Origin of the sequence: Siminovitchia fortis, from assembly GCF_003605365.2 — a bacterium.
Taxonomy (GTDB): Bacteria; Bacillota; Bacilli; order Bacillales; family Bacillaceae_C; genus Siminovitchia; species Siminovitchia fortis.
In genome coordinates, this window is the sequence record NZ_QYTU02000005.1 from 35,820 (window position 1) to 48,701 (window position 12,882).

Annotated in this window: 10 protein-coding genes; 5 read left to right on the forward strand and 5 right to left on the reverse strand. The window is 45.4% G+C overall.

What is annotated here, in order from left to right:
• The first annotated feature begins 19 nt into the window (after window positions 1-19).
• The 5 genes from D4N35_RS04070 (at window position 20) to D4N35_RS04090 (ending at window position 9,058) form a co-directional block, all read left to right on the forward strand.
• Complete coding sequence (locus D4N35_RS04070; protein ID WP_120070382.1) at window positions 20-1,543, forward strand: TIGR02677 family protein; 1,524 nt, start codon at window positions 20-22, stop codon at window positions 1,541-1,543.
• Window positions 1,518-2,690, forward strand: coding sequence for a TIGR02678 family protein (locus D4N35_RS04075; RefSeq protein WP_120070385.1), 1,173 nt, complete (start codon window positions 1,518-1,520; stop codon window positions 2,688-2,690). The genes D4N35_RS04070 and D4N35_RS04075 overlap by 26 nt, the downstream gene beginning before the upstream one ends.
• Complete coding sequence (locus D4N35_RS04080; protein WP_120070388.1) at window positions 2,677-6,798, forward strand: TIGR02680 family protein; 4,122 nt, start codon at window positions 2,677-2,679, stop codon at window positions 6,796-6,798. The genes D4N35_RS04075 and D4N35_RS04080 overlap by 14 nt, the downstream gene beginning before the upstream one ends.
• Window positions 6,799-6,804: 6 nt before the next feature.
• The gene (locus tag D4N35_RS04085) at window positions 6,805-8,109 is read left to right on the forward strand and encodes a TIGR02679 family protein (protein WP_120070391.1); all 1,305 of its coding nucleotides are present in this window, start codon (window positions 6,805-6,807) and stop codon (window positions 8,107-8,109) included.
• Between the two features lie 307 nt (window positions 8,110-8,416).
• Window positions 8,417-9,058 (forward strand): NAD(P)H-binding protein, encoded by a 642-nt coding sequence (locus D4N35_RS04090; protein ID WP_120070414.1) that lies wholly within the window; start codon window positions 8,417-8,419, stop codon window positions 9,056-9,058.
• Between the two features lie 41 nt (window positions 9,059-9,099).
• Here the strand turns inward: D4N35_RS04090 and D4N35_RS04095 are convergent, their stop codons facing one another.
• From D4N35_RS04095 to trpB, 5 genes are all read right to left on the reverse strand, one after another.
• Complete coding sequence (locus D4N35_RS04095; RefSeq protein ID WP_120070417.1) at window positions 9,100-9,462, reverse strand: DUF2512 family protein; 363 nt, start codon at window positions 9,460-9,462, stop codon at window positions 9,100-9,102.
• Between the two features lie 64 nt (window positions 9,463-9,526).
• Window positions 9,527-10,363, reverse strand: a complete 837-nt coding sequence (locus tag D4N35_RS04100; protein ID WP_120070599.1) for a metallophosphoesterase — start codon at window positions 10,361-10,363, stop codon at window positions 9,527-9,529.
• 179 nt (window positions 10,364-10,542) lie between these two features.
• Window positions 10,543-10,812: a YbyB family protein gene (locus D4N35_RS04105; RefSeq protein ID WP_164876280.1), complete on the reverse strand. Its 270-nt coding sequence runs from the start codon at window positions 10,810-10,812 to the stop codon at window positions 10,543-10,545.
• A 64-nt stretch (window positions 10,813-10,876) separates the two neighbouring features.
• Window positions 10,877-11,671, reverse strand: a complete 795-nt coding sequence (gene trpA, locus D4N35_RS04110; protein WP_120070420.1) for a tryptophan synthase subunit alpha — start codon at window positions 11,669-11,671, stop codon at window positions 10,877-10,879.
• The gene (gene trpB, locus D4N35_RS04115) at window positions 11,664-12,869 is read right to left on the reverse strand and encodes a tryptophan synthase subunit beta (protein ID WP_120070423.1); all 1,206 of its coding nucleotides are present in this window, start codon (window positions 12,867-12,869) and stop codon (window positions 11,664-11,666) included. The genes trpA and trpB overlap by 8 nt, the downstream gene beginning before the upstream one ends.
• Window positions 12,870-12,882 lie beyond the last annotated feature (13 nt).

Below are 12,882 nucleotides of genomic sequence, written 5' to 3' on the forward strand. Positions count from 1 at the left end.
AGAAAGGCAGTGAGCCCATTTGGACGAGCGTTTGCTAAAGCCTATCACTGAGGCATCTTATTTAACCGCTGATAATGCCGGCAGATATCGGGCGATTTTGCGGTATTTTTACAAAAGGCACGAAAGGATGCAGCACTTCCTCTATCCTGAAGAGGTCTATGCACATTTACGGCAGTTTGAGCATTTTTCACAATATACAATGGAAATGCTTGAGCATGATTTAAACCAGCTTGTGAAATGGAAAAATTTATATGCCCGCCAAGAAACGAGCAACGTGAAAACAATAGAAGAGTTTAAAAAGAAAAGATTCCGTTACCAGTGCAGCCCCTATACAGTAGAAATAGAAAGAATGGTCATGTCTTTGGAAAACATGGGTGAAGGGTTTGGGGGATCCCTGGAAAAGACATTATTCGATCGACTCTATGAATCATTGCGAAAGCTTTCCGAAGCAGGTAAAAATACGGATTCAAACTTGACGGACGAAGAGTGGCACCGGATTTGGACAGATATCTATGATTATTTTACGAAGATCGTCCAAAACTCGACCGATTATATCGCTTACCTGTCAAGCGAAAATATTGAAGATCGAATGATGACCGAAGCCTTTTTGACCTATAAAGATCATTTCACCCAATATTTGCGTGATTTTATCATCTCCTTACAGCAAACAAGCCTGCAAATCGAATCGGTCATAAGCGGCCTGCCATCAAAAACAATTCAACATGTCGCCAAACGTGAGGCGGATTATCAGGCAAGTATACCAAGACTGGACCAGCAGACACTGACCGCTGAAGAAATCCAACAATCGGTGCAGGAACAATGGGACAACCTGAAGGAGTGGTTTTTGGGAAAAGACGGGCGCCCCAGCGAGTTGGAAAGACTGCAAAACAGCACGAATGAAACAATCCGTAGAATGACCCGCTTTGTTCAGAGACTTGGTGAGAGACATCAGCATTTTCGGAGCAGGAAAAAAGATTATCTTCATTTGGCGGATTGGTTTGCCCATTTGACTGACATCAATGAGGCCCATTGCCTCTCCTCTCTCGTTTTCGGCGTTTCGCATTCACGTCATATATACGCGGAGGAGAAACGGACTGAAAACATCTATTCGGATATTTGGGATGAGGAGCCTTCCGAATTAATCATCAAACCGCGTGCAAGACAATACCGGGAGAAAACCAAGCCGACAGCCATTCAAAATCATAAATTGGAGAAAATCGCCGCTCTTAATGATTATATGGAACAGAAAGAAGCCGAGCAGCGGATGATCGAGCAATATATCGATCAAAACACGATCACTTTTAAAAGCCTTCCGGTGATTGAGCCGCAGGTAAGAAAAGTTCTGTTGTCGTGGGTCGGAAAAGCGATGGCCAAAAAGGACCGGACCATTAAAGTCGAATCCGGCCGCGTACTGACAGTCGGCCTGATCGATGAGACCCTGATCCGGCTGGAATCGAAAGACGGGGTATTGCACATGCCCAATTTTCAAATACGGTTTCTCCCGCAGGAGGATGATGATGGAAAAAGACGTAAAAGCCTTTGATGAGAAAGCGAAAGCGGCATTGGAGCTGCTGATGGAACAGTTTTGGATATTAAGGGAAACACAGTCGGAAGAATACCAACTGATCCGGGAACGGGAACACAGCGTACGCAGATATGTAGAAGAAAAGTTCGGATTCCGTTTTATCGTACACCAGCATTTTATCAAACTTGAAAAAATCCCGTCAGAGCCGGAAAGCTGGATGGGAATCACATCCTTCCAGTCTCCGATGGATTACGCCATGTTTTGCTGCCTTCTTGGGTTTCTTGAAAGCAAATCGGTAGATGAACAGTTTCTATTATCCGATCTTACTGAAGAATTATCCGCGACTTATCCCGGCGTTTTTCAGCTTGACTGGACCCACTATGAACATAGGAAATCATTGATCAGGGTCATCCAGTCGGCGATAGACTTTGGCATCCTAAAAGCCATAGACGGCGATATCAAAGGATTCCAATTAAATGAAGAGCAGGAAGTTCTTTATGAAGTTCCCATAGTTTCACGATATTTCATGCGGTCCTATCCGAAAGACCTGTTCCAGTTTGACTCAATCGAAGAACTGATCCAATACGATAAAGCAGCTTCATCCAATGATGAGAGGCGGCATCGTGTATATAGACAATTGTTTTTGTCGCCCGCCATGTACCGGAAGCAACAAGATGATCCCGACTTTCACTATTTGCGTAATTTCAGAAACAGATTAAGAGATGATATTGAAGAACATACAGACTACCAATTCGAATTATATAAAAATGCAGCTATGCTGGTCGCTCCGGAGAAGAAGCAAAAGGCTGTTTTGTTCCCGGACCAAAAAGCCATCATGGACATCGTTCTGCAATTTTCCGGTGTTTTGCGCCAGTCTTTTTTACAGTTCCCCCCGAATGATTACGGGATTGTTCGCATGACAGCAACCGATTTTGAATCACTCTTGGAAGAGTGTTCGAAACAGTTCGGTGCCGGCTGGAGCAAGGCTCACCGTGAAGCTTCCACGAAACAACTGGCAAGAGAGCTTCTTGCAGTCATGAGTCAATGGAAAATGGCAGAGTTGGAGGAGGAGACAGAGATGATTTTAATTCTTCCTCTTCTTGGCAGGCTGACAGGAAGGTACCCGGACGATTTTCAAGGAGGAGAAAAGGATGACAGAAAATAAATGGAAGATGAACAGGGCAGGCCTTGTTAATTTCTGGTATTATGACGATGAAATATTCCAGTTTGCCGATGGTAAACTGTTGCTCCGGGGCAGCAACGGATCCGGAAAGTCTGTGACGATGCAAAGCCTGATACCTGTTTTGCTGGATGGAAGGAAAAGCCCCGACCGCCTTGATCCCTTTGGGTCACGTGCGAGAAAAATGGAAGATTACCTGCTTGGGGAAAAAGATGTCACCCAGCGTGATGAACGGACAGGCTACCTGTTTCTGGAATATAAGCGGCAAGGCAGCGAACAATATGTGACAACCGGGATCGGACTTAGGGCCAAGCGGCAGAAAAGCCTGGATTTCTGGGGCTTTTCCATCACGGACAACCGCCGGGTCGGCAAGGATTTTTTCTTGTATAAAGAAGAGAAAAACGGCGGCGATTATGAAAAAATCCCCCTGACGAAAAAAGAGCTGGAGACAAAAATCGGGATTGGCGGAAAAGTCGTTTACACTCAAAAGGAATATATGGACCTTGTCAATAAATCCATCTTTGGTTTCGAAGATCTGGATGCATACGATGAACTGATTAAATTGATTATCCAACTGAGAAGCCCGAAGCTTTCGAAGGATTTCAAGCCTACGGTCATTTACGGCATATTGGAAAGTTCTCTTCCCGAATTATCGGACGACGAGCTTCGTCCTTTGTCCGATACGATTGAAATGATGGATCAGACCAAACAGCAGCTTGACCAGCTTGAACGCGACCATGCCTCATTGCAGCGTCTCTGCAAACAATATGACAATTATAACCAATATATGCTGGCCGAAAAAGCAGACGATTATATAAAAGCAGTCAAAGCGCTCAAAGAGCGTACGGGAGAGAAAAACAGACTCGAACAGATGATTTCCGAATTTGAAAACCTGCTGACAGAGGGAGAAAAAGAAGAAAATCGGCTGCGGCAGGAAAAGGAAGTTTTTACAGAAACAAAAAGACAGCTGGAACAGCACGAAGTTTTTCAGGCTGAAGAAGAGAGGCAAAAGAAACTGAAGGAGCTGGAACAATACAGCAAAGAGTCCTCTCAAAAAGTAAGATCATATGATCAAAAGCTTGCACGTGAAGGTGAATTAAAGAAAAAAATTGAAGACCTGCAGCTTACCCGGGATAAAAGTGAACAAGAAATGGAAGATTGGCTTGAGGAACTATCAATCAACGCAGAAACCGCCGGTTTTCATAAGCATGCCATTAATGCATCCGATTTTTCAAGATTAAAAGAGGAAACGTTTGATTTTACAGTATGGAAAAACGAAGCCCGCCAGTACGCCAATCTGATAGAACAAATTTTACTGAAATGGTCTGAACATGACAGGGAAAAGAGCCGTTATGAGGATGCAAGCAAAGCCCATGGCGATGCTGACAGAAAGCTGGACGAAGCCATTAGGGACGAAAACAAATGGGAGCATTTATTTTCTGAGGAAAAAGACAGGCTTCTGCATGAAATCATCACATGGTACGAGGACGCCGATTTTATGGAAGCATCAAATGAGTTGTATCAGCAGACATCCCATTTAATCCACGGTCTATATGACTCTTATCCATACGGACAAATAAAAGAGCCGATCCAAAAAGAGCTTTCTGCATTTGAACAAAAGTGGAAAAACAGGGAACTGGCGCTTGACTTTGAAATAAAAACAGTCGAAAAGCAGAAGCTTATAAAAGAACAGGAATTGAATGATTGGAAGAATAAAAAAGACCCGGAACCGGAAAGACACCCAAAAACAATTGAAGCGAGAAGCTTATTGAAGAAGCAGGGAATTGACTTTGTCCCCTTCTATAAAGCCGTGGAATTTCAGGGTCATGTAAGTGAACAGGAGAAAGAAAGAATCGAAGCTGCACTGAAAGAAGCAGGGATTCTTGATGCGCTTATTGCGGAAAAAAGCACCTCGTCCATTAAGCATGACAAAGTGTTGATTCCCTGCCCTGTTAAAGGAAAGGAAACACTTAAAGCTTTGCTTCAGCCGGCTTTCAGTGAAGAGACGGCGATGCTGGCACATGAGATTGAAGATATTCTCTCCAGCATTGAAATTACGGATGAGGAAAATCCGGCTGGGGCATCCGTTTCCCTTTCGGGAAGTTACCGCCTGTCAATGGTGAAAGGGCAGGCGCCTCCCCTTGAAGGACCCCGCCTGATCGGAGTATTGGCAAGGGAACAATACCGGCTCGGAAAAATTAAGGAACTGGAGCTGGAAATCAGCCAGCTTCAGGAAAAAGTCGCATTGTTGGCAAGCGATCATCAAGAGGCCGTTTTGAAACAGCAGTCAGCCCGAAAAGCGTTTGAACAATTCCCGAGTGATGCAGATGCGCAAACCGCCCATCAAGAATACATCCAAGCTAAAGCAAAAACGAAAGTGGCCCAGTTGGACAAGCAGGAAAAAAACGAAAAAATGAAAGCCGCCTTTGATCAGTGGGAAGTTGTCCGCTCTGAACTCCATGCCCTTGCGAAAGATTTGGAATTAGAGTTCAATTCCGATGCGTATCATGAGGCAAAGGCCGAAATGAACGCCTATTCCAACCACTTACAGGAGATGCAGCTGGCATATGGTCAATATAAAAGTACAAAGGGCCATATAGAAACCCATCAGGAAAACTTGCAAGAAATCGTGGAGGATCTTCTGCAACTGAAGGGTGAAATGAACAGTCTGCAACACTTGATGGAAAAAACACAGCTCAGCCTGCAGCAGCTGGAAAGCAGGCTTCATGAACTGGGCGCCGATGAAATCAGGAATGAAATCGAACGGGTGACAGGAAAGTTGGCCTATATTGATGAGCGCATTCCCGAGCTTGCAGGAGAATTAACAGGGGCGCAAAAAGACAAAGAACGAGCCGAAGAGGACTTGGATGCCTGTATAAATGACATTTCACGTGATGAGCAGCTTGCAAAAATATTAAAGTCATTTCTGACGGAGGAAATTAAACTGCAGTTGACAGACATTTCGGTTCCGGAAACTGCCGAGATAGACGAGCTGGCCCGGATTGTTATCAAGAAAGCGGGAGAAATTTTGAGAAAAGAGACCCGGACATCTGTACATGAAAAACTGACAAGAGCTTTTTTCCAAGAACAGCAAAACCTTGTGGAATATCGGTTAACCGAAGAAATACAGCAATTTCAGTTTGAAACATCCTCCGGATGGGATAGCCGCCATTTATGGGAAAAGAACAGGCGGGTCATTTTGAAGCTCGAATTCAAAGGCCAGCGCATCAGCCCCTATTCCGCGCTGAAAGAAGTTGAAAACGACATTTATGTACAAAACGAAGTTTTAAATGAACGGGATAGGGAGCTATATGAAGAGATCATTTTAAACAGCGTGGGAAGGATTATCAGAGGCAGGATACATCGTGCCGAGCATTGGGTGAAAAAAATTAATCATTTAATGGAAAACAGGGATCCTTCTTCAGGGCTTACTTTTTCGATCAGATGGAGGCCAAAAACAGCCGATGCCGAAGAGGAAATGGATACAAAAGATTTGGTTGACTTGCTGAGGACCGATCCAAGACTTTTAATGGAGGCGGACATGGAGCGGGTTACAAGCCACTTCCGTTCAAAAATTTCCAGGGCCCGGGAACTTGCGGAAGTCGAAGGCTTCGGCACAACGCTGCATCAGGTAATAAAAGATATACTCGACTACAGGCAATGGTTCGCCTTCACCCTTTATTACACAAGGGAAGGAGAACGCAAAAAGGAGCTGACGAACAACGACTTCTTTAAGTTCAGCGGCGGTGAAAAAGCGATGGCCATGTATATTCCGCTTTTTTCCGCAGCCTATTCCCGCTACCAGGAAGCAAGAGCTGATGCTCCGTTCGTCATTTCGCTTGATGAAGCATTTGCCGGCGTAGATGAGAACAACATACGGGATATGTTTCAGCTCGTGGAGGAGCTGGACTTCAACTACATTATGAACTCACAGGCGCTGTGGGGAGATTACGACACCGTATCAAAATTATCCATAGCCGAGCTTGTAAGGCCGAAGAACGCCCCTTACGTGACAGTGATACGTTATTTCTGGAATGGGACTGAAAAACAGCTTCTTTATGATGAATACGAGTTTGAACAGTTGAAGGTGTGATTTGACATGAGTTTAATGGATGAATTGATTGAGTATGTGCGGAGCGAGCCGGGGCTGGATCGGCTGCTCCGCGCGTTGCTCGAACGATATATCCAATTAGGCCGGATCGGCGGGAGCGTAAAGCTTGCCAACTTGACATCGGAAGAAAAAGAAAGCCTATCTTTGTTTTTTAGAAAAGATTACAGCCGGCAGGCATCAGCCAGTATCTCATTCGCAGCTTTTGAAAAAGCCCTGCTAAAAACGAAGTTTGCCGAAATTGATATTCAGGCTTTATTAAATGCGTACGCAGGGAAGAAAGTTTACACCAGGAATGAGGCTGAAGAGCTGTACCAATTGCAGAAACATCACTTTTTTCGGGAGTTGCAGCAGGTTCACCCGCAATACGGAAGCTGGATCGAGTACGTAAGGAAAAAAGGAAGGGGAACAAGGGCCATTCACCAACTATATGATGAAAACCCGGAGTATCTTAGGAAGTTGATTCACATCGTTTGTGATGCACTCTCTCAGCTTCCCGCAGCACCAAAATATGAGAGGCTCCCGTTCTTCGCCCAGAAAATCACGCAAAACCCCCATGCCTTCGACATGGATCAGCATGGCGGTAGAATTCTGCTTCACGCCTTGCAATTCTTGTTATGGGAAAGAGGGGAAATTCCTTATATTCGCGGAAGATTAAATGCAGAAGAAGCAAATGACCTTTTGCAGAACTTCCAGCTCCTTCGCGATGACCTTTTGAATTTTGTAACGTTCACTGGATTAACTGGAGAAACTGTTTCTGGCGAGCACCCGGTTTTAAAAGCGGCCAATGAAGTGAAAGCGGTGCTGAACTTCCCCCTTAGGGAGGCTGCAAAATTGAGATCCTGCCGCCCAGTAAAAGGTAACGCTGTTTTTATCGTGGAAAATTCAGGTGTGTGTTCCGAATTGCTTGACCGATGGCCATTTCCTTCTCCTCCTCCATTAATCAGTACGAACGGGCAGTTCAAACTTGCTTCTTTACTGTTGATCGATCTGCTCACAGCCGGAAACACGTTTATTTATTATTCCGGTGATTTTGACCCGGAGGGATTGTTAATGGCCAATAGGCTGTTAAATCGATGCCCCTCTAAGATTAAGCTTTGGAGATATTCTGTTGAAGACTACAGGTCGTGCCAGGCAAAAGTGGATATTTCCAAGGAACGCCTTGCAAAACTTGATAAATTGGAATCAAATGAACTGCTATGCTTGAAAAAAGAGATCATTTCATCAAAGAAAGCCGGATACCAGGAAGAGTTGGTTCCATTGCTTTTAAAAGACATGAAGAAACAGCTTTTATAAGAAACACACATGATTTTACACTCACACCCCGGAGAATAGTTTTAAGCCGTAGTCTTGCCTTCTCCCATTTTATTTTCACAGAAAAAGCGCAAGGCGCCCGCCTATCGGCTTGTGACCCCGAACCGATGGCGCCTGAAGCTGGACATTACGTTAATCTTGTTTGAAGAGAAAATTTGGTAAAATTTTATGCTTTCTTTAGTTTAGAAAAAGGCCTGCATTTATAAGGAGGCCTTTTTCTCCTATCATAACAAGAGATTGTTTAATATGTCTTCATTCAGGAAAAATAATTTAAAAAGGAGCGGTGCCCATGAATGTATTGATTGCCGGAGCTTGCGACGATACCGGCCGGTGTTTAGTCGAGTATTTAGTCAAAAACACCGATCACGAAACATATGCTGTGGTTCATGAAGAAGAGCAGAAACAAGCTTTGGAATATATTGGCCAGGACAGAATTTCCACTATGCCTTCAGATGTGGAGGAACTGAATGCTTTGACAGAAGAAATGGATGCCGTGATTTATGCAGGAGGCTGTGATGTCAAAACGAATGACCAGAAAGTGATCAAATCCGTGTTGGAGGATACGAAGGCGCTGATCAATGCTGCGGCCCGCAATAAAGTGAAACGTTTTATTCTACTCAGTGCAATGGGGGCGGATGATCCGCAGGGCTCCAAAGAAGATTATTTATATAAAAAGCGGGAAGCGGAGGATTATTTAAAAAATACCGGTATGGATTTTACCATTATACGGGTTGGGGAGTTATCCTCCGAAAAGCCGTCCGGAAAAGTCAAACTCGAGGAAAGTATCCACTGGATCAAAGATCCGGCCGTTTCATGCGAAGATGTCGCCAAAGTGATGGCCGCATCCCTTGATTCCGACCGTATGACAAATAAGACAGTTGAGCTGATATCAGGGGACACTTCTGTAGAGGATGCCCTTCAAAAAATGTAAGGCGGGTTATGCCTTCCGAACGAGGCGCTCCCGCCTTTTGATCATCCCAGTTTCATTTCTTTCCTTGCGCGGCCCGACCGGATCAGCCACATATGGACGAAAAACTCTACAAGTGTTAAAAGAAGAGCAGTGACAACAGCTCCAAAAAAAGTAACTTGAGCGGTAAAAAAGAAATAGCCTAAAATATAAATGATTAATGTAGAAAAGACAAAGTCCGTAATTGTACTGAACCAAAACGTGTTTCTCGACAATAATGCCCATTCGAGCAAATGTCCCGCAACAGCCAATGTGGCACCAATGACAATGGGCTGGTAGACATGGGAGAAATTCACATTCGTCAGCATACTTCCCGCGATGGCCACAACAATGGGGCAGATGATCAGTTTCATGATGAGATTCAACATAAAAAAAGGCCTCCTTTATTGAAAAGGATGCCAAGACTTCTGCTTTTTTATTCCTTTCCCTTTCTCATTCTTTCTTCAGCGTCACTAAAACAATCTCGGGACGGTTAAAAATCCTGTATGGGATGATGCTGTTACCGAGTCCCCGGCTTACGGCCATCGTCGTAATGCCTTTCGTATAGATTCCCGCGGTATATTTCGGGAACCATCCCTGACCAGGAGCAAAAAGGCCGCCGATTCCCGGAATCCGCACCTGCCCGCCATGGGCATGGCCGGTAAAAATCAGATCGACCTGCCTGTCAACATAAACATCAAACACCTCGGACCGGTGAGAAAGAAGCAGCCGATAATTTTGATCGGGTATACCATCAAAAGTACGGTCCATATACTTGGCAATCGTTTTCTCAGAAAGCTCGGCCGGCTCCATCAAAGGATCCTCAATGCCCGCAATCACGAGCTGTTCCCCGTTTTGCTCCAGAACCTTTGCTTCATTATTCAGTACAATGACCCCCAAGGCCCGAAGGGCGCCTGTGATTTCATCCACCTGATTGACGGCAACTTCATGATTGCCCGTAACATAATATACGTCTGCAACGCCGACCAATTTCCTGACGAGATGGAGGCTTTTTTCAAGATCATACCGGTTGCTGTCAATCAGATCTCCCGTCAGAAAAATCAAGTCCGGATTCAGTTTTTTTACTTTTTCAGCCAATTTCACTTGTTCTCTTCCAAATTCCGCGTCATGCAAATCTGACAGCTGCACAATGACGAGTCCATCAAAGGCTGCCGGAATCCGGTCAGACGATATTTCATGGGAAGACACCTGAAGCCAGTGATTATTGACATATAAAAACACACCGACAAGTGCAATAATAAAAATGATTTTCAATACCTTATTTTTCATCTTTGTCAAATTCGGATTTTACTAATTTCATAGATTTCCGTCCCCTTCTATCCTCTGCATATTGTATCATTTTTTTCTTGGCCGAATAATGCCTGTACTAAATTTTATGCAAACGGCGGGCGGCTTCATTACAAAAAAAGCCAGCCAATCGTGTCATCCACAGATTGACTGGCGTATTTTTAAGGCTGCTGGACTTCTTTATTGTAATACTCGACGCTGTACTGCGCGCCTTCTCCGACCATTTTTGCATCTTCATGGTCGTATGGGTCAGGGCGTCCGGCTTTTTCCAACAAATCCGGTTTTTTGCGCCCTCCCCAAAGGTTCGATACTTTTTCCTTTATTTTTTCAAACATATCCATCGCTTTTCCGCGGTTTTCCTTAGTAGATAAAAGAGCCCCTGCCACACCAACTCCCAACAGTACATAAGGCATTTTTCCGGGTTTACCCATTAAGAGGTTCCTCCTTTATTCCTTTCCCCTTATTTACCCGATTTTAAATCATTAAAACATGTTTTTACGCCATTTTTACATCGGCGTGTTTCGCGGCGTTGATTAGCTCTTTAATGTCATCCGGCTTTTCATCTGCGAGCGCCCGGACGATCTTGCTTCCGACAATGACTCCGTCGCAGTGCCGGCTAAGACTTTGCACGTGTTCCGGCGTAGAAACGCCAAAGCCTGCCAATACCGGGGCGGAGGATAAAGATTTCAATTCTTTCAAATATCCTGCAACCCCTTCTTCGTATTCAGATCTGGCCCCAGTCGTTCCTTTTACAGTCACCGCATAAAGGAACCCTTCCGTCCGTTTCGCGATTTCTTCCAGCCTGCTGCGCGGACTTGTCGGAGCAGCGAGGCGGATCAAGGCAATTTCATGTTTGGAAAGCGCAGGGACCACCAACTCCTCTTCCTCAAGTGGAAGATCCGGAATGATGACGCCGTCTACACCTGCTGCTTCACATTCTTCGGCAAACCGTTCCACTCCATAGACAAAAATCAAATTGAAGTAAGTCATCAGAACGATCGGAATCGAGCGCGATGCCTTGGATCCTTTCAATGTGTCCAGCACTTTTTCCAATGTTGTTCCATTGGAGAGCGCCCTGATTCCCGCTTCCTGTATCGTCGGGCCGTCTGCCACCGGATCGGAAAATGGAATGCCTAATTCAACGACAGTCGCCCCGCTTTTTTCCAAAAATGAAATTTGGTCCGCTAATTTTTCAAGGCCTCCGTCGCCCGCCATGATATAAGGGACAAAAACTTTGTTTCCCTGTTGCAAAACGCCCTGGATCGCTTCATCAATCCTTTTTTTACCCATTCTGTCCGCCTCCCAACGCTGCTCTTACTGTTTCGACATCCTTGTCCCCTCTTCCGGACAAGCAGATGACCAATGTTTCTTCCTGACTCATTTCCTTAGCCAGTTTGATGGCATAAGCGACGGCGTGCGAGCTTTCCAAAGCAGGAATGATGCCTTCCGTTTTCGATAAAAGCTGGAAGGCTTCCAATGCTTCACCGTCTGTCGCGGAAGTGTATGCCACCCTTCCGGAATCTTTTAAATAGGCATGTTCCGGACCTACTCCGGGATAATCCAAGCCGGCCGAAATGGAATGTGCTCCTTGAATCTGTCCCGCTTCATCCTGCAGCAAATATGTCAACGTTCCGTGTAAAACTCCGGCTTTTCCGTCCGTCAGCGTCGCTGCATGCTTTCCGGTTTCAATTCCGGATCCTGCCGCTTCAACCCCATAAATCTTCACTTCTTTATCTTCCACAAACGGATGGAACATTCCCATCGCGTTGCTCCCGCCTCCGATGCAGGCAACGACTGCATCTGGAAGCTTTCCTTCCTGCTCCAGCATCTGCTTTTTCGTTTCCTTCCCGATCACGCTTTGAAAATCGCGGACAATTTCCGGGAACGGGTGCGGCCCTACAACGGATCCCAGAATATAGTGCGTATCCTCCACATTGGCAACCCAGTAGCGCAGCGCTTCGTTCACCGCATCTTTCAATGTGCCGTTTCCTTGGGACACACTTCTCACTTCAGCTCCGAGCAGTTCCATCCGGAATACGTTCAGCTGCTGGCGCCTGATGTCTTCTTCCCCCATGAATACGATGCATTCCAATCCAAGCAGGGCGCAGACTGTAGCCGTCGCAACCCCGTGCTGGCCTGCGCCTGTTTCGGCAACAACTTTCTTTTTGCCCATCCGAAGCGTCAGCAGCGCCTGCCCGATCGTATTGTTGATCTTATGAGCGCCAGTGTGGTTCAAATCTTCGCGCTTCAAGTAAATTTTCGCCCCGCCGATTTTTTCGGTTAAATTTTCCGCAAAATATAACGGCGTCTCCCTGCCGATATACTGTTTTAAATAATAATCCATCTGCTCCGTGAATCCGGGGTCGGCAGCCGCCTTTTTATATTCCTCTTCCAATTCCAACACTGCGGTCATTAACGTTTCCGGAACAAAACGTCCTCCGAACTGTCCGTACCGGCCTTTTTCATCAGGTAACACATTGATAGCCATAGCCTTTTCTCTC

Excerpts from the sequence above, each read along its gene's own strand:
- D4N35_RS04100 (WP_120070599.1), bottom strand. The coding sequence starts at position 10,363 with ATGAAAAATAAGGTATTGAAAATCATTTTTATTATTGCACTTGTCGGT.
- trpB (WP_120070423.1), bottom strand. The coding sequence starts at position 12,869 with ATGGCTATCAATGTGTTACCTGATGAAAAAGGCCGGTACGGACAGTTC.
- D4N35_RS04090 (WP_120070414.1), top strand. The coding sequence starts at position 8,417 with ATGAATGTATTGATTGCCGGAGCTTGCGACGATACCGGCCGGTGTTTA.
- D4N35_RS04105 (WP_164876280.1), bottom strand. The coding sequence starts at position 10,812 with ATGGGTAAACCCGGAAAAATGCCTTATGTACTGTTGGGAGTTGGTGTG.
- trpA (WP_120070420.1), bottom strand. The coding sequence starts at position 11,671 with ATGGGTAAAAAAAGGATTGATGAAGCGATCCAGGGCGTTTTGCAACAG.
- D4N35_RS04075 (WP_120070385.1), top strand. The coding sequence starts at position 1,518 with ATGGAAAAAGACGTAAAAGCCTTTGATGAGAAAGCGAAAGCGGCATTG.
- D4N35_RS04095 (WP_120070417.1), bottom strand. The coding sequence starts at position 9,462 with ATGTTGAATCTCATCATGAAACTGATCATCTGCCCCATTGTTGTGGCC.
- D4N35_RS04085 (WP_120070391.1), top strand. The coding sequence starts at position 6,805 with ATGAGTTTAATGGATGAATTGATTGAGTATGTGCGGAGCGAGCCGGGG.
- D4N35_RS04080 (WP_120070388.1), top strand. The coding sequence starts at position 2,677 with ATGACAGAAAATAAATGGAAGATGAACAGGGCAGGCCTTGTTAATTTC.